This is a genomic window from Vibrio sp. J383 (genome assembly GCF_023503985.1).
GTDB lineage: Bacteria > Pseudomonadota > Gammaproteobacteria > Enterobacterales > Vibrionaceae > Vibrio > Vibrio splendidus.
In genome coordinates this window covers 1998885-2017598 of sequence record NZ_CP097294.1, presented here as the reverse complement: position 1 = coordinate 2017598, position 18714 = coordinate 1998885, and the positions used below count along the sequence as shown (strand labels likewise).

Sequence of the window (18714 nt, the reverse complement as noted above, 5' to 3'; positions counted from 1 at the left end):
TGATTGTAAAGGTATTGAATAATGCGTCATTTAAGTTCTCTGTTTTCTTTAGTAGCGTTGACTAGCGCTGCTATTTCCTCACCAGCGTTGGCTAGTGAAAACCATGATGAATATCATGATGCGGATCCTCGTAATAGTAATCAACGAGCCGCTGTGTTTTCAGATGACCAAGGCGAGCTCAAGCTGTTGGCTGGTGGTGGGTTCAGCGGGCTTACCAGCGATATTTCTCAATCAGTAGGCTTTGCTGAATACTACACCCAGTCTGAAAATGCTCGCATACGCGGTGCGCACTTTGACCGCTTTGGTGGTGTTTATGTCGACGTTTATCATTTAGCCGATGCAGCAAACATGTATACGTCTGGTTATATGCTGCCTTTGGCTAGCGAAGATGGCACATTGTTTTTTCCATCAGTTAATTACACCTATGTAGATTTCAAAACGGATGATATTGCGACTCTAATGAACTCCAGATTGGCTCCATCAGGAAGTTACCCGAAAGGGGTGACGTCGGGTAATATCAAGCAACTGATTGGTGGCGATGATGCACACCTTGGTTCTGTCAACATGTACGCGCTTCATCCTTGGAACGATACACACTTCTCTGTCTTCAACATAAATCTTGGCTCATCTTATAGTGGTGCTGAAATGCAAGTGGCTAACCTTATGTGGCTACAAGGGATCAAAACCAAAGTCGCAGACAAAGATTTCAACATTATGTTTGAGCTGAAATACGATGTTCTCTCTATCCAAAATGATGCGACACATTTGGACGAAACATCAGAAGAAGTTACCGCATCCATTGGTATCGATTACCGATTCTAAAAGACGGGGAAAGAACGTTGATCACCTTGTTCAACGTTCTGATTCACTTGTCGAACATGAAAAATACCAATCGAAGGCATTAGCGTGTTTGCGCTTGCGTTGCCATCGGGTGTGTTTAAATGGCTGTCATCAATGGATGCACCGGTATCGTCCATTTGTAAGTAGAGTGCCATTATGTTGAGCGTTGTTCTCATATTTAGTTAGCTCGACGAGCAGTAAGTACAGACCAGTAGTGAGCATGAATAGTCACGAATAAAAGAGGTGAGTGGTCACTTAGTTGGCCAAATGCATTTTAACCATGACATCATTCGCAATAAGGTTTATCGAACGAGCTTGTGTGGATAATAAGCACTTGTTAGTGACTAAGTTATTCGATGGTTGAAGCATCTATTCATTGGATAAATCGGCTTAACTGCTAATTCTGTGGATTAGTTTTAAGAATATTCGTCCCATCGCACGTTCACCAATAACGGATTGTGCCCACCACATTAAACGTGCATCCCAAGTGCTGCGGTAACTTAGTTTTGGATTAGTTGCCATGCCGGCTTTTATCATGGTGTTTACCGTCGATGTTGGGGTAGATCCGTTGCGGTAAGCTTTGTCTAAGAAGCGATGTGATTTTTTAACTAGAGATTCGTATTCAGAAAGTGAATTGCTGTCTAACATGTCACCTAGTTGAATTGCATCGAATTCTGTCTGTACACAACCGGGTTCAATAGTGATTATTTTAATATTAAAATCAGCGACTTCTTGTGCAAGCCCTTTAGCTAAGCCATTAAGCGCATGCTTACTCGCTGAGTACCAAGAGTTCATACTTGTGGATACTCGACCCGCAATGGATGTGGTGAAGATTAAGCGCCCACCCCCTTGTTGACGCATGATAGGTAACGCTGCCCGAGCAACCCGAGCGGCACCAAATAAATTGGTATCAAGTTGTTGTTTTGCTTTCTCTATCGAGGTGTCTTCGACAGGGCCTGCAATTGCGTATCCTGCATTGGCATAAACGATATCAATACCTGATTGCTCGCTCATGATTTTGTCAAAGATAGCTTGTACATCGCTTTCATTTCGTACATCAACAGCGAATACTTTTGCGCCTTTTTCTGCAAGAGGTTGAAGCCTATCAACGCGACGAGCCGCGCAATAGACGATGTGGTTTTGTGTCAAGAGTTTTTCAACGAGTTCGAAGCCAATACCCGATGAAGCGCCAAGGACCAGTATTCTTTTTTGCATATTATGCCTACCATTAATGTTGGTTAAAGCTGAATGCAGAAGATGTTATTCGAGTGTTCAGGGAGGGAGTAGAGTAAATTTACGGAGTTTAAAAAAAGGTGCTACAGAGAGCACCTAAGATAAAAATGGGATAAATGAACCTTTACGCTTCAATACCTAGACCGTTTCTAAGCGCGAATTGAACCAATTCGGTATGACTTTCTAGTTCAAGAAGATCGATCATTCGATACTTATGCGACTCAATCGTTCTTGGGCTTAAGAACAGTTTTTCAGCACACTGCTTTGCGGTCAGACCTTGCGCCAATAGAGTTAATACGGTGCATTGCTTCTTACTCAATCTCAGCAGTTTTTCGTTTTCATCAAATAGTTTTTCTGTTCCGTGGTTTAGGCTGCGAGTGACTGTGGAGTGTTGCCAGTAAACAAGCCAGGTGTCACAAAGTAGTTTGAGTCTTTTTAGCTCTTGCTGAGTAATTTCTGGTTCATCATCGCTGAATCTGGCGAACGCTAGCGCTCCCCATGTTTGACCAAATAGTTCTAAACGCACAATGCCATGCCAGCGAGCTCCTTCATCATAGAGTGCTCTCAATGGTTCAAGTTTAGAGCTTTTTAGACTCTCACAGTCGAAGATTTGATACTCCTGTTTAGAGCGAAGTAATTTGAGGTAATCAAGATAGTTCCCGAGCAAAAACCTAGGTTTATCCAGTTCGGGAATATGTTCACGAGAAACAGAGATCGTTTTACCGTCGTTCAACAAAATCATTGAGTTAGGAAAAAGGGTGATTCTGTCTAGCTTAAACCACTCAATACCTTGTAAAGCCAACTCTCGAAATTTTTTGTTGAAATCTTTAGGCTGGCAAGAGGTCATTGCCGCAATTTGTGAATGAAGAAGTTCTTCGTAATCTGGAGGGTTGATATTTCGCATAATAAGCTCGCTTGGTGGCCTGTTTAATAAGATAACTTGTCAGTCAGAAAAGTGTCAATTTCTTCTTCAAAAATACGAGCATTCATTCTAAATGCAGTATTTTTTACCGTATAACTCTGAGCGATATCGCCATAACATCATTGTAAACCTAGATTCAGCTTATTCGGGTTTAGCCTTTATTTGGAAAATATTTAGTCATTTGAATAAGAAATAGCTAAATATTTTTAGTTGGAGAGCAATGATGAAAAGCGTTATGAACAAAACCGTTTTGGTGACAGGCGGGGCAATGGGGATGGGGAAGGCGTACGTTGAACGTGCTGTCAATGATGGTGCTAAGCATGTGGTTATTTGGGATCTTAACGAAGCCGCGATGGAAAAAGTTAAGGATGAATTTAAAGACAGTAAAACGTCGATTCATACCTTTGTTGTGAATGTAACCGATACTGATCTTATCTATGAAACGGCCCAAATCGTATTGGATGAGATCGGCCCCGTTCACTTGTTAATCAACAATGCTGGTATTGTATTCTCCGAAGATTTCATTGAGCACCAGCGTAAGAGCATTGATCTTTCAATGCAAATCAACAGCATTGCTCCAATGCACATCACTCGTGCATTCTTGCCAGCAATGGCCAAAGAGTCTGACTGTCATATTGTGAATATTTCATCTGGGGCGGGTTTTATGTATTGCCCTAAAATTGCGGTTTATTGCAGCAGTAAATGGGCAATGGTTGGGTGGTCAAACTCATTACGTGTTGAGCTAGCAGAATCTCTACCTCATATTAATGTAACGACCGTTAATCCTGGACATATTAATACTGGAATGTTTGATGGTGCGCACTCTAGATTAATGCCAGCAATTTCAACTGATGAAATGGTTAATGCTGTTTGGAATGGGATTAAGAAAAATAAAATTTGTGTTGCTCGTCCACGCATGGTTGGTTTAATTCCTCTTATACGCGGCCTTATTGGATTCAAAGGTTACGACTGGCTATCAAGAATTAGCGGAACGAATGACTTTATGGCCGGCCATAACGATCAAAGAAAAAACTGATCAAATTATTCGGTTAATTAAATCAGTAGTATTACTGATTTTATTTTTTAATTAATAGAATATCGATAACACTTTTTTAAATTTATTCATTATTCAGTAATTGTACTGATTCACTTTGTCTTTATATTTCAAATAATAGTCAATGACATCAATACTTCTACTTAAAATAAGGTCTGGGTTATGTTCAAGAAAAAAACTTTCCTACAACTTGCTGTAGGCGCTGCATTAGCAACGACGTCAATGGCGAGCTTTGCAACTACTGATGCATCTCGTCCGAATATTCTGGCAATTTGGGGTGATGATATCGGTATTGATAACATCTCTGCGTACACTCGTGGTCAAGCGGGTCATTGGACTCCCAATATCGACCGTATCGCAAATGAAGGTGTGCTATTTACTGACTTTTACGGCGAAAACTCATGTACTGCAGGTCGTTCTGCATTTATCACGGGTCAACACCCAATGCGTACTGGTTTGACAAAAGTAGGTATGCCTGGATCTGCTGAAGGAATCCGAGCTGAAGACCCGACCATTGCAACTATGTTGAAAGCGAAAGGTTACATGACGGGTCAATTTGGTAAAAACCACCTTGGCGATCGTGATGAGCATTTACCGACAGAACATGGCTTCGATGAGTTCATGGGTAGCCTCTACCATTTGAATGCTGAAGAAGAACCTGAGCATCCAGATTACCCACAAAACCCTGAGTTTAAGAAACGTTTCGGACCTCGTGGTGTTATTCATTCTTATGCCGATGGTCGTATTGAAGATACCGGTGCATTGACAATTAAACGAATGGAAACGGTAGATGAAGAATTCCTTGAAGGTGCTCTAGATTTTATCGACCGCGCACATAAAGAGAAAAAACCATTCTTCGTATGGTTTAACTCAACGCGTATGCACGTTTGGACGCATCTGAAAGAAGAGTCGAAAGGCATTTCTAAACGCGGCGGTCTATACGGCGATGGTATGGTTGAGCACGACAATATGGTTGGTCAGTTGCTTGATAAGCTAGATGAACTTAAGATTGCAGACAATACAGTCGTTTCTTACACCACCGATAACGGTGCAGAGAAGTGGTCTTGGCCTGATGGCGCAACTTCTCGTTACTACGGCGAGAAAAACTCAACGTGGGAAGGCGGTTTCCGCGTACCAGCAATGATGCGCTGGCCTTCTAAGATCCCGGCAGGCTCGGTAGCAAATGAAATTGCAGCACATAACGATTGGGCTCCAACTTTCCTTGCTGCTGTAGGCGAAGAAAACCTAGTTGCTGACCTTAAGAAAGGCAAAAAGTTAAACGGCAAGAAGTACAAAGTACATCTAGACGGTTACAACCTGATGCCTGCGTTGAAAAAAGGCAACAATACAACGGCTGAAAATGGTGTAACTTGGCCACGTAAAGGGTTTGTTTACGCCGCAGATGATGGTCATATTTCTGCAGTTCGTATGGGTGATTGGAAGGTGATGTTTACTGTGAACAAGTGTCATGGTATCCAAACGTGGCAATGTCAGTTTGACGAGTTACGCTTCCCTTACATCTTCAACTTACGTCAAGACCCATATGAGAACGCGCATTTAGATGGCGTTGGCTACCCTGAATGGCAAGTAGAGCATCTACCATACATGTACATGGGCGCGGCTTACACGTTCCAATTCTTGCAAACATTCCAAGAGTTCCCACCACGTCAAGTACCTGGGTCATTCTCAATCGATCAGATTGTTGAAAAAATGAACATCTGGCAGCGCGCTCAATACCAATAAATTGACCATGCTGTAAAAAATCAAAGCCCAACACCTTGTTGGGCTTTATTCGTTTATTCAGCGTAAGTTGTGGAATAAATGGAAACAGAAACCGTTAATTTTCGGTAGGGTACCGATGACGCTTGACGGGGGTGTAGAGCCTATTGTGCCTCGAATAAACCGGTTGGAAGTTGGTGGTCTTGGAGTAAATTAATAAGCAGTAGAAATACTGATTACTTAACGGAGGCTAATTTTTATTATAAAACCTCATCCATAAGTGAGGTTCTCAATGAGCATTCAACTCAACAGTTACCAACCTAATATGCCAACTAAGCGTATGAATATCATGACTAAGCCTATCGGTTCGTCATGCAATCTCGATTGTACTTATTGCTACTATTTGAGCAAGGATGCGCTTTTAGGTCATGAAACCGGTTGTGGTAGTCGCATGGATGAAGCGATGCTTGAGACCTACATCAAATCTTATATCGAACAACAAAACCATCATGAAATTGTATTCCACTGGCAAGGTGGCGAACCAACGCTACTGGGTGTGAATTATTTTCGTGATGTTGTACGTTTACAGAAAAAATACTGCCCTAAAGGTGTCACGATTGAAAATAATCTGCAGACTAACGGCACGTTACTCAATGATGATTGGGGCAAGTTCTTAAGCAAGAACCATTTTATGGTCGGCTTGAGCATTGATGGGCCTGAAATGATTCACAATGCTTACCGTACTAACCGATCTGGGCGAGGTACGTTTAAACAGACCATGAAAGGTGTCGATATTCTGCATAAACACAACGTTAACTTCGCGACGCTGACATGTGTAAACAACCTGACTGGCTCCAACCCTCTTGACGTTTACCGTTTCTTGCGAGATGAAATACGTTCACCTCAAATGCAATTCATCCCAATCGTTGAACCCAAATCGTTTCGTGATACAGCACCACAAAAGTGGGCTGACGAAGACGTGATATTTCAAGGTATGCCAGAAACCGAACCTAGCCACCCAAACTCGATTGTAGAGTCGTGGTGTGTATCTGCTCATCAATGGGGCGAGTTCTTATGCACCATTTTTGATGAATGGTTGGAGAATGATATTGGCAAAGTGAATGTGCCGTATTTTGAAGCCGCAGTTGAAACTTGGATGGGTCGAGTCAACCCACTTTGTACTCTTGCCCCAATGTGTGGGAAAGGGTTGGCTATAGAGCACAATGGTGATGTTTTTGCTTGTGACCATTACGTTTATCCTGAATATAAACTTGGCAATATCAATGATGCCAAGCTTGAAGATATGCAATTTTCTAAGGGCCAAGAAGAGTTTGGTCGTGCGAAAGAATCATCGCTACCAAAGCAGTGTCGTGAGTGTACGTATCAGTTTGCTTGTTTTGGAGAGTGTCCAAAAAATCGTTTTATCAAAACTTTGGATGGGGAAAGTGGGTTGAATTATTTATGCGCAGGGTGGAAGCACTTCTTTTCACATATTGATCCTTATATCTCAATGGTCGTTGCCACCATGGGTTACCCCGTAAATAAAGGCATCAATAGTGATGCGATGAAGATTAAATTCAAATAGAGGCACTACGTAATGAAACTTAAAACTGCCGTGTTACTCGCTGTTGCACTTATTAGCCAAGCGGCTACCGCTCAAGTCAAAGAGGTGTTGTCTACAGATACGTTATTTAATCAAGCATCGGTAAAAGCTGTAATTGACAGGGCTTTCCATACTAAAAGTGAACGTTATACCGAATTCGCTACGCTGTTTAACCTTTGTCAAAAGTTACCTCAAAACTCTCAATGTGGTGAAAAATACAAAGCAAAACGCACAAGCTACGAGGTGGCAAAAGCGAATTACGATGTATTAGTCATGACCAACGATCCTCAATTTATTACTTTGATGATGCCGCCATCTAACTACGATGAAGTAGTTACCGCTTTGAAAACATTAGGCTATTTGAAGAAAAACCAAGGAAATGTTGTATACGCGCAAACACTTGATGCTTTGAATCAATGGCTTGTATTGCATAACTTTTCGAAAACAGAAGACATTTACTTTATGCATGCTCTGTTGGTGAGAGCGGAAGAGCTCTCTCAGCAATTACAAATAGAGCGTCAGCCAGTATGAACAACCGGTTAATTAATGGTAGAGCTGCGGTGTTCATTATTATTGGGATACTGTTTAATGTGCCGTCTGCGATCTCTTTGGCTGCGGGTATTCAACCTTTAGTTGATGATTCAGATAGTCAAGTTATCGCTGTCTCTGAACAACGCGAACAGTTGCTAGCCGAATATTCGCAAGATGAATCTTTACCTATAGATCAACGTATTGCTGCGACTGTCAACTTGGGGATGTATTACGGCCCCAATTCAGTTATCGCAGTGGCGAGAGCATCACGATCTGAATTTTCCCAAATGCGTTTGGCTGCGATACAAGCGGCAGAGCAATGGCAGGGGAAAGCCAAGTGGGATGTGGTTGCCCCAATGTTGAACGATGTTGACCGCGATGTAGAAGCGCAGGCCGTTCGGACATTGGTTGTACTCTGGCCACAACTTGCCGGTGAATATTTAGAGCGTTTAAGACATGCAACTGAAAGGCACCTCTCACTATTAACCAATGACTTGAATGGTAACTTAGAGCGAGCTTGGATCTATACATTACAGAAAAAACACCGAGAGGCTGAAGCTATTTACTCGGACTTATTCGGCTCTCATAAGGAGCCCAGAGTCGCTATCGCTTATGCAGAGTACCTGAAAAGTATTGATGACGATGAACGCGCTCAAGCGATCTTAAAACAAACGCTACTGGAGTCTCCAGGCTCGGCGATGTTGCACTATAGCCTTGGGCTGTCTTACCTACGTTCTAGTGAAAGCGCGATGGCTTTTAGCCATTTAAAAGAAGCTTATGATCTTGAGCCGACCAGCGGTTCATATGGGTATATTTACGCAACTGTGGTTCGAGAAACGGACGCTGAAATCGCGATCAGTGTCTATAGGACTATTTATCAAAGCCATGCTCAACCCACCTATCTATACGCTTTGTGCGAAACCTTATTAAGTTCGGGTAAAGATGCTGATGAGTGTCTCATCGAACTTGAAGCTGTCGCCCCCAAAGATGTTGTATCAAAACTAAAAAATATCTATCTGCCAAATTAAATTGACGTAGGTCCCCCTTATGAAGGAGATCGGCGTATTTAGGCAAGCCCTACAAGGTAACGTTATGTCTACAGATACTCGAGCAATCATTAGTCAACTCATTGAACAGACAAATCATTCTATTATCGGCCAGGCTCATGTCACTCAATCGATGATGATTGCATTGCTGACGGGAGGACACATTTTATTGGAAGGCCTTCCGGGTACAGCGAAAACTCGCGCTGCAAAAATATTGTCTGAACGGTTAAACCTCGCTTTCAGCCGTGTCCAATTTACGCCTGATCTGCTTCCTTCTGATGTCACGGGTACGCAGATCTATCATCAAGAACAAGCGAAGTTGACGTTCCAAGCAGGGCCCATTTTCAGCTCTATGGTGTTGGCTGATGAAATCAATAGAGCACCCGCCAAGGTTCAAGCCGCACTTTTAGAAGCGATGGCTGAAGGTACCGTGACGGTTGCCGGTGAAACGATGTCGCTACCAGAGCCGTTTTTAGTTATCGCAACGCAGAACCCAATTGAACAAGAAGGAACCTATCCGCTACCAGAAGCGCAGATGGATCGTTTCATGATGAAGGTAAACGTTGACTATCCAGATCGAGAATCTGAAATGTTAATCATTGACTTGGTTCGCCAAGAAGAACTTGGAGCCATTAATGGCGAAGAGAAAGAAACGACAGACGCAGAAAGTGATACGGACATTGATACGAATGCGCGAGAACAACATGAATCTGAACTACTACATGCGGCATTTGAAGGCTGTACTCAGCATATCGCTGATGGTAAAGAAGCAGTAAAACGAATCCATACATCGCAACCCATCAAGCAATACATTGTTGATCTTGTTATGGCGACACGATTCCCACATTTGTATCCAAATTCTAATTTGGACAAGTGGATTGATGTTGGAGTTAGTCCTCGTGCATCCATTGCCTTGGACAAATGCAGCCGCGCACATGCATGGCTCGCAGGGCGCGATTATGTCACTCCTGATGATGTGAGAACCGTCGTTGTTTCGGTGCTAGGTCATCGAATCACCCTAAGTTTTGATGCCTTATCGAATTCGGTGAGTGCTGAGCAAATCGTTGATGAGCTGTTGCTCAATGTGCCTCTTTCTTAGGAAGTGTTGGTTATGAATCCATTGGATGACGCAAGAGTCGTTACCTCTTTTGAATCTCTAATGGCGATGAAATTGAAATCGACAGGTTTCTCGTTGCCACCCATAGCTAAAAGCCGTTCTCGACAAGCGGGTAACCATTTATCTCGTTACCGTGGTCGAGGGCTTAATTTTGAAGAGTTTCGTCATTATCAAATGGGAGATGACATTCGCAGTATCGACTGGAATGTGACACAACGAATGCTCGAGCCCTATGTCAGAGTTCAGAGTGAAGAGAAAGATTTACCCGTGGTGTTGCTTATTGACCAGCGCAGTAGCATGTTTTTTTCTTCGATCGATACAATGAAATCGGTAGCGGCAGCTCAGGTCGCTGCTTGCTGCGCTTGGAAAGTTGCGAAAGACGGAGACCGTATAGGTGCGTTGATCTTCTCAAACGATCAGCTGCACTGGCATAAACCGCAGCGTCATCCGGCTCATGTTTCTCGAATCATCCAGTCTTTGGTATCGGCGAATCAAGCTCTGTCTCACCTAGATGACAAGGAAAAGAACCTTGTTCGCTCGGGGCTATCGGATGCTTTAACAAAGCTGATTAAGCAAAAGTTGAAAGGTTGTTTAATTGTGATGATAAGTGATTTTAACGACGCGACAGAACAAGATGTTCAGCGGATAAAATGGCTAAAGCAACACAATGATTTAATGGGAGTAGCGGTGAATGATCCTATGGAATTTGAGCTTCAATTCTCTCTGCCTATTCATATCAGTGACGGTGAGTGGCAGCTCTTGGCTGACACTTCGCTAAACCAGAAACTCCATCGGTATAATCAAATGACACAACAAGGATACCAAGACATACATCAGCTGCTCAGCGCTGGTGGTATTGATGTTGTTAGGTTAGATACCTCTGGTCATCACATTGCTGATTTTGTCAAAAAAATGAGCGGGGGCTACCGTGTCAGATAATCGAATGTTACTCAAAGGTTTCATCGATCCTGTGGCGAATATTGACGTCAGTTGGCTTCCATCGACGGTTGGTTGGAAAGTCGTCTTCATTTTAACGGTGAGCTGGGTTGTTTGGAAATCGTTCCAATTCTTACGCATTTATAAAGCCAATAAGTATCGCCGTGTCGCTGTGCAAACGATTAATGTAAGTCGAGGTAATGTGGAGGGGCATGCGAAAGATAGTGATGAGTTACAACAAGAGCTGCGTAGGATTAATCGCGTAGTAAAGCGAGTGGCTTGTTGCTCCTATCCAAAGAGCAAGGTTGCTATGCTCAGTGGTGATGAATGGAGCGAGTTTCTCACCGATTCTTCACAGAGGGCCGTTTTTAATCACGCGCTATTAAGCCAATGGCAAAATGATATTTACAAGGCTTCATCGGATTATGGCTGGACTGATAGAGAATTAAGCGAGATACGAACAAGTTCTGTTGTCTGGATTAAAACTCATACGAGGGCTTCAAATGATTGAATTTGAATATCTTTGGGTCTTCTTGTTATTGCCCTTACCGATTTTGGTTTACCTTTTTGCCCCAAGTCATCAAGTTCCACAAGTTGCACTCAAAGTGCCTTTTTTTGATGCGCTGATATCAAGCTTAGGTCTGAATGCAGACAAAGGTTCGAATCAACTAAAAGCGGGTATTTGGCAACGTTCTTCTCTGATTCTAGGTTGGCTTTTAGTCGTACTGGCAGCTGCAAAACCTGTTTGGCTAGGGCCTGAAGAGACGAGAGAGCTAGCTGGGCGTGATGTAATAATTGTTTTGGATCTGTCGGGCTCTATGGCAACGGACGATTTCTCTAATCGTGCTGGTAACCAAGTGACTCGTTTGGCGGCCTCAAAAGAGGTGTTGGACACGTTCAGTCAAAAGCGAAGTGGCGACCGACTCGGCCTGATAGTATTCGGTGATTCTGCTTTTTTACAATCGCCCTTTACGGCTGATCACACTGCATGGTTAGCGCTGTTGAATGAAACCGAGCCTGCAATGGCAGGGCAAAGTACTCATTTAGGCGATGCAATTGGACTCGGTATTAAGACATTTCTTTCCGAGAATCAGAAAGACAAGCAGGAGCTGTCATCCGGCTTAGATAGCGCTCAACCTGATCAGCTTTCTTCTGAAGACCTTGTTCCTGAAAACCTAGATCATCAAAACCTTGCTCCTGAAAAACATGAGCACGGACGCCTTACTCACGAACATCTTAGCCGATATCATCTGATGATTGTACTCACTGATGGCAATGATACCGACAGCTTAGTGCCGCCGGTTGATGCCGCGAAAGTGGCTGCTGCGCACAACATTAAAATTCATCTTGTGGCAATGGGGAGCCCGAACACTTCAGGTGAGCAAGCGATTAATATGGAAATCATTGATACCGTTGCCAAGTTGACGGGGGGGCAGAGCTTTCTAGCGATGTCACCTACTGAGCTGGATAACGTATACGACACTATCAATGAACTCGAACCTAGTGTGTTTGAAAGTTACCGTTATCAGCCAAAACAAAGCCTTCATTATGTGCCTTTGCTTATCGCCTTCATCTATCACTTAGTGTTTATGGTGGTTCGATCTGTTTTGCGACTTCGTATCAAGCCTGAGACTCTAAATACGAGGGCTTTATGATGGGAAACTTTCATTTTATTCGCCCTGAATGGCTGCTACTAATCGTGCCACTTATTGTGGTACTGATCATGAACTGGCGCCGAAGCCAAAAGCAGAATTCGTGGGTAACTCATTTGCCCAAGCACTTGTCTGATGCTTTGCGTGTTGGTGAGTCGTCTCGTGTTAAGCACCTTCCGATCTTTTTGCTCAGTGTCATCTGCTTGGTCGCGATAGTGATTGCTTCTGGGCCAAGTTGGTATCGGCAGTCTTCGCCTTTTGCAGAAGACACCACGCCATTGGTGATTGTGCTTGATGTCTCTGAGTCAATGTTACAAAAGGATGTTGCGCCAAGTCGTCTGTTTAGAGCAAAGCAAAAAATAGCGGAGCTTATTGATCTGCAAGGTAAAGGGAAAACAGCGTTAGTTGTCTACTCGGGTACTGCTCATTTAGCGATGCCTTTAACGCAAGACGTTGCGGTGTTTAAGCCTTTATTAGAGGCTATTCAACCCGAAGTAATGCCAAGAGAGGGTAAATTTGCGGAATATACCCTACCTATCATCAACAAATTGGTATCTGAAACTGACAATGCAACGGTATTGCTGGTGACCGATGCCGTTAATCAACTGGCTTACCGTGAGTATCAAGGTTATTTCAAGGAAAAAGGTTATCAACTGCTGATTTATGGTGTTGGTAATCAAGATGTTCCATCTCCGTTACCTATGGAAATTGAAACTCTGTCGAAATTAGCTAGCTCGGTGCATGGTGACTTCGTGGCTTTTACTCAAGATAACCAAGATATAGAAAATCTTAGTGGGGAAATAACGTCTTTTGCTGAACTCTCAGCGGATCAAGCTGAACCTTGGTTTGATGCAAGTTACCCTTTGGTGTGGGTGGTACTGGTACCGTATTTATTGTGGTTTAGAAAAGGTTGGCTAGTTCAGTGGTGCGTTGTGGTTTCTCTATTTTATAGCGCGACTTACAGCCCTAATTTATACGCAGCAGAGTTTTCGTTGGTCGATATTTGGCTGACTAAAGATCAGCAGGGCGCTCTGTATTATCAAGATCAAGAATACCAACAAGCCGCGCAAATCTTTGAGAATGAGTACTGGAAAGCAACGGCCTATTACCAAGCTGGCGAATACGAAGTGGCACAACAATTCTACATGCGCAGTGATACCTTACAGGGGCAATTAGGTGCGGCGGCTTCATTGGCGAATCAAAAAGAGTTTGTTGCGGCAAGGTCTTTGTATCGAGAGATCTTGGAGCAATACCCTGACAATCAAGAAGCTCTTTATAACTTAAAGATTGTTGAAGATGTTATTGCTTATATTGATAGTTTTACGAAGGAACAATCGAAAAGCAATGAACGTCAGGTGAGCCGAGAAAATGGTGATAAGCCAGAACGCTCGGATGGTGTAAAGCAGCAAGTAGAACAAGATCAAGTGATTCAAGAAGTCTTATCCGCTGAACAAATCTTGAGTGATCCAGGCGCCAACGAAAAATGGATGAAGCGAGTTCAGAGTGATCTATCGAGCTTTATCTCAACCAAGTTTGCATTGCAGTATCAGCAAGGGGTGGCTAACCAAACGGAGTGGAAATATGAAGCTAAGTAGGTTATTTCAGCTTTTGTGTTTGGTCATTAGCTTAATGAGTCATTTTGCTTATAGCCAGCAGCTAGCTTCGCTCTACGATCAAGGCAATGTGAGGCTTAACGTGTGGTTGAGCCATGTCAGTTCGGGTATTGCAGTGCATGAGCAGGTTACTCTCAATATTGAAGTGATGACAGACACATGGTTCACCAAAGGCACCAAGGTGCACCGTACCGAGGTTGATAATGCGGTCGTGTTGCCTATGAGTTCTTTTGCTGTGAACTCCACAGAACGTATTGATGGGAAAGTGTACTCCAAACAACTCTGGGAAATTGTGCTTTACCCATTACAGAGTGGAGAGTATCAAATCCCTCCTGTCGCGCTTGAGATTGGCGTAAAGCAGGGCAGCAATAATGTTGATGGGGTGGTGATGACGAAGGCTTTGTCTTTCAATGCTCATAAGCCTTCTGCCAATATGACTTCTGATCAGAAATGGTTAACAGGTACTGAAGCTAACCTGAAAGAAAAGTGGACGCTTGTCTCTCAAAATGAAAGCTCACAGGGCTTGGAAGAACAGCTCAGTGTGGGCGACGCGATTACCCGTGAAATTACATTATCTGCACACGACACCATCAGCGCACTTTTGCCGGAAATCACGACACTCCCAGAGACCTTCACGAGTCAATTTTTGGTATATCCTGAATCAACTCAGTATAGAGATGATGAGCAAAGGGGTGTGCGTCAGGCTCAAAGGTTAGAAAGAATGACTTATATAGTGAACAACGCTGGCCGGGTTACGCTTCCTGCGGTTAGCGTTTTTTGGTGGGATTCAGAGTATCAACAGCAAAGAACTCTTGTCTTACCTGAGCGAAGTTGGCAAGTGTCGCACACCTTCGCTTCTTTTGTGGATCAGTACAAGATGCTATTGGTCGGACTCGCTGTCATCGTTGTTCTTGTGACTTTGAGTACAGCACTGTTGTACCGCTATGTTAAAACAAGGCCTAAAAGCAAATGGCTTTGTTTAGCTCAAGCTATCCATAAGAAAGATATACCTTTGTTCGAGAATTCGATTTATCAGGTTCTACTTGAGCATTTTCAGTCCAGAGTGCTCACTCCAAGAGTAGAAACGGTCGAAGGTATTGAGATGATATGGCAAAGATATAAGAAAAGCCCTGAGCGTGAAAAACTACTAGAGAATGAATGTTCTCGATTAGTCTTATTTAAAGTACTGATAGCTTTTCTCTTGTTTGTTAAATCGGGTAGATTAAACCGTTAACCGTTAACCGTTAACGCGATTTTTTTCATCACTCCAGACAAATAGACAATCCCCCAAGTACTTAAAATAAAAGGAGCTGTCAGCGGCAGTAGTGACAACTCATGAAAGCCGAGCGTGATGAGACAACTTAGAAGCATTCCTAATAGGATTAAGGCCCATGGGATTCGTGGATACAGTACAAGCGCAAGAGTTGCAAGGATGGCGTTGTATCCATAAAGACCTTGAGCTACCAGTTCATCAGAAGCACCAATCAAATCGCTAAATGCTGTGCTAATTATTACTGCTAACACAACCCAAATGGCATGCTTGATATTGTTAAGTGCGATGGCGAACAAGATAACGAGCCCCGACAATGCATTTTCGATAAAGCTGACTTGGCTAATCCCTTTTAAGAGCGGGATCACTACTGGCGGCAGGTTAAACCACGAGTTTTCCTCAAAACTGATTATGGGTATCAATGCTGAGCTCGATGGAGAAAATACCGAAAGTCCTAAGCTTGATTGGATAAGATAAATCAGCCAAGAGGTGAGGATAAAGGCGCTAGTGTAACCGCGATATTTCTTAAAGCGGAATACAATATTGGCAATGGGAACTGTGAGCAACGCGCCTAACACAGTCACCAAAGCCAATAATGGTGTGACACCAAAAAAGTTACCAATAAATAAACCAATTAAAGCCCCATTTAGCGCGAACATCCCATTATCAAGGTCTTTGCTTTGTTTGATGGAATAACGAGCCAATGCATAACTGCAACTTGCGCCAAGCAGGGTAAGGAAAGCAAGTGGAAGTGATTCAATCGAAATGGCAAGCAACAGCAAAAGCGACGTCATGGCAGACGGTGTGAAATAGACTTGCCCAATGCCATTGAGCAAGCCTTGAAATGGTAGAATATCCTTATTCGTTTTCATCGTCTGATTACATTATTTTGTCATGTTAAATTTTTGTAATTCAGATTGTATACAATTTTATTAAGTTGACCATCTTTGTGTATCAATTCTGATACCAGCGCTCACCATAGGCTTGTTGGTAATCTGGTGTTTCAATGATGCCTTCTTGCTCTGGAACCGTTTCTAATGGCCCTACGATCGTTCGATAGGGTAATACGCCAGCCCATACTGGGATATCCATATCAGTCTTATCATCATTCACGCCATGTTTACCAATCTTCACGGAGGCTTCCGTTAAAGGTATCGCCAATAGCTCGGTTGCGGTGAGCTCTTTCTCATTACTGAGCCTCACTTCATCGGTTCTGCCCGGCGCGATTTGCTCAATAAAGATATTCAACAAGCGATCCTTTTCTTGATTGTCATCGATGACTGAAAATGACCCCAATACCACAGCAGAACGATAATGCGCACTATGATGAAATGCCGAACGGGCCAACACCCAACCATCGAACAAAGTGAACGTTAAGCAGGTTGGATCTCCCTTTTTCAGACCTTTCAATAAGCGACTGTTTTTAGCCCCATGAATGTAGACCATGTCATCGACTCGCCACGCGAGCATCGGGATAACCATTGGCCCTTGTTCACCCTGCAATGCAATGTGTGCGATTAAGCTCTCATCAATAATTTGGTGCAGTTTCTCTTGTTCAAATACGGCTTTGTGAGCCCCTTTTTTAATCGTGGTTCTTTTCGTGTTAGATAACATAATCGCTCCTTAATCATTGCCTTTTGATTAATGTAGCGATTAACTGGTCTATTAAATAGAGCCACTTTTAAACACTATTTGGATCCAGTTATGCAGCCTATTGATGTCGGTGATCTACAGTTAGACGAACAACACGACACGCGTCAAACCGCCTTGTTCCACGCGATAAGAGAGAAGATCGTTCAAGATTTATGGAGCAAGGGCAGTAAGTTACCTTCAACACGTAAGTTGGCTGTCGAGTTATCGGTGAGTCGAAATACGGTGATTTATGCGTACGAACAACTGGTCACTGAAGGCTATATCGAGAGTAAGCAAGGCTCAGGGTTTTATGTCTCGGTTGAACAACCAGAGCACTTCCTAAGTTTGTCTCAACCGAAGTGTGTTCAGGATGCGAAGGTTAAACAAACAGTCAGTAAACCGACTACAAACATAGCGGCACCTAACGATATTAACCGCAGCTTTGCCCCCGGAGTTCCTGACTTAGATGCGTTCCCTTTTGCGAAATGGCAGAGGTTGCTGCAACGCCACTCTACACGTCAGAACATTGCGGGCAATCAAGAGGTTCAGGGTAGCTTAGCCTTGAGGGAAGCGTTAAGCGGCTATCTGGCAAGCAGTCGTTCAGTTCACTGTAATACCGACAGAATCATCATCACTGCAGGTGCGCAGCAAGCCATCTCACTCGGATTAATGGCGACGTTAGCGATGGGCGACAAAATCCTTGTGGAAGAGCCCGGCTATCGACAAGTGCATAAAATTATCGATCTATTGAGGCTAGAGCTAGACGGTGTGAGTGTGCGTGAAAAGGTTGGGTTAGATATTGAAAAAGTGTTGTCCAGTAATGCTAAGGCTCTCTATGTCACGCCGAGTAACCAATACCCGATGGGCACGACCCTCAATACTGAGCAACGCCTCAAGTTGATCGATTGGGCTAACAAACATCAGTCATGGATCATTGAAGATGACTACGACAGTGAGTTCCAGTTTGCTCATCGCCCTTATACCAGCATGCAAGGGTTAGCGGGTAAGTTAGGGTTCGATGATCGCATCATCTATGTCGGTTCCATGAGCAAGGTGATGTTCAATGGCCTGCGACTAGGTTACTTAGTAGTGCCTGAAAATTTGGTGGCGAAGTGTCTTGAGATTAAAGACGCGCTCACTGGAGACACGGCCTCACATACACAAGAAGCGCTGGCGGATTTTGTTCGTGAAGGCGATTTATTGCGTCATATCAGAAAGATGCGACGTTCATACAAACTCAAGCATGAAGCGATGATAGAGGCGATTAAAAGTGAGTTTCATGGCGATCTTGAAGTGATCAGTCAGGCTGCAGGGCTACATGTGACCGTGAAGTGGTATCAAGGCATATCTGAACATGAGTGGAGCCGTAGAGCAGAGCTTGAAAATATCATCATTCGTCCTTTTGACTTTTATGAATATGGGTCAAGTGATGCTCGTGATTGGAGTGGGGCGGTGTTGGGGTTTGGAAATATCCGCTTGGTTGAGATAAAGCCGAAGATCACACAGATCGCTCGGCTTTTTTATCAGTAATATTGGTAGGGCTTGC

18 protein-coding genes are annotated in these 18714 nt (G+C 43.4%); 13 read left to right on the top strand and 5 right to left on the bottom strand.

The annotated features are described in order from the left end of the window. Positions 1-21 precede the first annotated feature (21 nt). Positions 22-822: a hypothetical protein gene (locus M4S28_RS25305; protein ID WP_249633211.1), complete on the top strand. Its 801-nt coding sequence runs from the start codon at positions 22-24 to the stop codon at positions 820-822. Here M4S28_RS25305 and M4S28_RS25300 read toward each other — a convergent pair. The 3 genes from M4S28_RS25300 to M4S28_RS25290 form a co-directional block, all read right to left on the bottom strand. Then, positions 819-1016, bottom strand: a complete 198-nt coding sequence (locus tag M4S28_RS25300; RefSeq protein WP_249633210.1) for a hypothetical protein — start codon at positions 1014-1016, stop codon at positions 819-821. The genes M4S28_RS25305 and M4S28_RS25300 overlap by 4 nt on opposite strands. A gap of 214 nt (positions 1017-1230) precedes the next feature. After that, on the bottom strand, positions 1231-2055 hold the full coding sequence (locus M4S28_RS25295; RefSeq protein WP_249633209.1) for an SDR family NAD(P)-dependent oxidoreductase: 825 nt from the start codon (positions 2053-2055) through the stop codon (positions 1231-1233). Between the two features lie 142 nt (positions 2056-2197). Further along, entirely contained in the window at positions 2198-2977 is a 780-nt protein-coding gene (locus tag M4S28_RS25290) for a helix-turn-helix transcriptional regulator (protein WP_249633208.1), read from the bottom strand. Between the two features lie 238 nt (positions 2978-3215). Between M4S28_RS25290 and M4S28_RS25285 the strand changes: the two genes are divergently transcribed. From M4S28_RS25285 to M4S28_RS25235, 11 genes are all read left to right on the top strand, one after another. Beyond that, positions 3216-4031 (top strand): SDR family NAD(P)-dependent oxidoreductase, encoded by an 816-nt coding sequence (locus M4S28_RS25285; protein WP_249633207.1) that lies wholly within the window; start codon positions 3216-3218, stop codon positions 4029-4031. 180 nt (positions 4032-4211) lie between these two features. Then, a complete protein-coding gene (locus M4S28_RS25280; RefSeq protein WP_249633206.1) occupies positions 4212-5792 on the top strand; it encodes an arylsulfatase in 1581 nt (526 codons plus the stop codon). 268 nt (positions 5793-6060) lie between these two features. Further along, entirely contained in the window at positions 6061-7353 is a 1293-nt protein-coding gene (locus M4S28_RS25275) for an anaerobic sulfatase maturase (protein WP_249633205.1), read from the top strand. Between the two features lie 12 nt (positions 7354-7365). Beyond that, complete coding sequence (locus tag M4S28_RS25270) at positions 7366-7902, top strand: hypothetical protein (protein WP_249633204.1); 537 nt, start codon at positions 7366-7368, stop codon at positions 7900-7902. Continuing rightward, positions 7899-8930, top strand: coding sequence for a hypothetical protein (locus M4S28_RS25265; RefSeq protein ID WP_249633203.1), 1032 nt, complete (start codon positions 7899-7901; stop codon positions 8928-8930). The genes M4S28_RS25270 and M4S28_RS25265 overlap by 4 nt, the downstream gene beginning before the upstream one ends. 64 nt (positions 8931-8994) lie before the next feature. Further along, positions 8995-10047 (top strand): AAA family ATPase, encoded by a 1053-nt coding sequence (locus M4S28_RS25260; protein ID WP_249633202.1) that lies wholly within the window; start codon positions 8995-8997, stop codon positions 10045-10047. Between the two features lie 12 nt (positions 10048-10059). Next, complete coding sequence (locus tag M4S28_RS25255) at positions 10060-11004, top strand: DUF58 domain-containing protein (protein WP_249633201.1); 945 nt, start codon at positions 10060-10062, stop codon at positions 11002-11004. Further along, positions 10994-11512 carry a DUF4381 domain-containing protein gene (locus tag M4S28_RS25250; protein ID WP_249633200.1) on the top strand — a complete coding sequence of 173 codons (519 nt, stop codon included), beginning with the start codon at positions 10994-10996 and terminating at the stop codon, positions 11510-11512. The genes M4S28_RS25255 and M4S28_RS25250 overlap by 11 nt, the downstream gene beginning before the upstream one ends. Beyond that, positions 11505-12656, top strand: coding sequence for a VWA domain-containing protein (locus M4S28_RS25245; protein ID WP_249633199.1), 1152 nt, complete (start codon positions 11505-11507; stop codon positions 12654-12656). The genes M4S28_RS25250 and M4S28_RS25245 overlap by 8 nt, the downstream gene beginning before the upstream one ends. Beyond that, a complete protein-coding gene (locus M4S28_RS25240) occupies positions 12653-14248 on the top strand; it encodes a vWA domain-containing protein (protein WP_249633198.1) in 1596 nt (531 codons plus the stop codon). Before M4S28_RS25245 ends, M4S28_RS25240 begins: the two co-directional genes overlap by 4 nt. Continuing rightward, positions 14235-15500 (top strand): BatD family protein, encoded by a 1266-nt coding sequence (locus M4S28_RS25235; protein WP_249633197.1) that lies wholly within the window; start codon positions 14235-14237, stop codon positions 15498-15500. The genes M4S28_RS25240 and M4S28_RS25235 overlap by 14 nt, the downstream gene beginning before the upstream one ends. On the opposite strand, the gene M4S28_RS25230 is transcribed toward M4S28_RS25235, so the two are convergent. Further along, positions 15497-16408, bottom strand: coding sequence for an urea transporter (locus tag M4S28_RS25230; protein ID WP_249633196.1), 912 nt, complete (start codon positions 16406-16408; stop codon positions 15497-15499). The two genes, M4S28_RS25235 and M4S28_RS25230, sit on opposite strands and share 4 nt — an antisense overlap. Positions 16409-16490: 82 nt before the next feature. Further along, positions 16491-17150, bottom strand: coding sequence for a pyridoxamine 5'-phosphate oxidase family protein (locus M4S28_RS25225; protein ID WP_054543016.1), 660 nt, complete (start codon positions 17148-17150; stop codon positions 16491-16493). Between the two features lie 90 nt (positions 17151-17240). On the opposite strand from M4S28_RS25225, the gene pdxR reads away from it, so the two are divergent. Then, positions 17241-18698 carry a MocR-like pyridoxine biosynthesis transcription factor PdxR gene (gene pdxR / locus M4S28_RS25220; protein WP_249633195.1) on the top strand — a complete coding sequence of 486 codons (1458 nt, stop codon included), beginning with the start codon at positions 17241-17243 and terminating at the stop codon, positions 18696-18698. Positions 18699-18714 lie beyond the last annotated feature (16 nt).

Bases quoted from the DNA above. Each gene is read 5' to 3' on its own strand.
- M4S28_RS25260 (WP_249633202.1), top strand. From the start codon at position 8,995: ATGTCTACAGATACTCGAGCAATCATTAGTCAACTCATTGAACAGACA.
- M4S28_RS25300 (WP_249633210.1), bottom strand. From the start codon at position 1,016: ATGAGAACAACGCTCAACATAATGGCACTCTACTTACAAATGGACGAT.
- M4S28_RS25255 (WP_249633201.1), top strand. From the start codon at position 10,060: ATGAATCCATTGGATGACGCAAGAGTCGTTACCTCTTTTGAATCTCTA.
- M4S28_RS25280 (WP_249633206.1), top strand. From the start codon at position 4,212: ATGTTCAAGAAAAAAACTTTCCTACAACTTGCTGTAGGCGCTGCATTA.
- M4S28_RS25285 (WP_249633207.1), top strand. From the start codon at position 3,216: ATGATGAAAAGCGTTATGAACAAAACCGTTTTGGTGACAGGCGGGGCA.
- M4S28_RS25290 (WP_249633208.1), bottom strand. From the start codon at position 2,977: ATGCGAAATATCAACCCTCCAGATTACGAAGAACTTCTTCATTCACAA.
- M4S28_RS25240 (WP_249633198.1), top strand. From the start codon at position 12,653: ATGATGGGAAACTTTCATTTTATTCGCCCTGAATGGCTGCTACTAATC.
- M4S28_RS25265 (WP_249633203.1), top strand. From the start codon at position 7,899: ATGAACAACCGGTTAATTAATGGTAGAGCTGCGGTGTTCATTATTATT.
- M4S28_RS25245 (WP_249633199.1), top strand. From the start codon at position 11,505: ATGATTGAATTTGAATATCTTTGGGTCTTCTTGTTATTGCCCTTACCG.
- M4S28_RS25305 (WP_249633211.1), top strand. From the start codon at position 22: ATGCGTCATTTAAGTTCTCTGTTTTCTTTAGTAGCGTTGACTAGCGCT.
- M4S28_RS25225 (WP_054543016.1), bottom strand. From the start codon at position 17,150: ATGTTATCTAACACGAAAAGAACCACGATTAAAAAAGGGGCTCACAAA.
- M4S28_RS25235 (WP_249633197.1), top strand. From the start codon at position 14,235: ATGAAGCTAAGTAGGTTATTTCAGCTTTTGTGTTTGGTCATTAGCTTA.
- pdxR (WP_249633195.1), top strand. From the start codon at position 17,241: ATGCAGCCTATTGATGTCGGTGATCTACAGTTAGACGAACAACACGAC.
- M4S28_RS25270 (WP_249633204.1), top strand. From the start codon at position 7,366: ATGAAACTTAAAACTGCCGTGTTACTCGCTGTTGCACTTATTAGCCAA.
- M4S28_RS25275 (WP_249633205.1), top strand. From the start codon at position 6,061: ATGAGCATTCAACTCAACAGTTACCAACCTAATATGCCAACTAAGCGT.
- M4S28_RS25295 (WP_249633209.1), bottom strand. From the start codon at position 2,055: ATGCAAAAAAGAATACTGGTCCTTGGCGCTTCATCGGGTATTGGCTTC.
- M4S28_RS25230 (WP_249633196.1), bottom strand. From the start codon at position 16,408: ATGAAAACGAATAAGGATATTCTACCATTTCAAGGCTTGCTCAATGGC.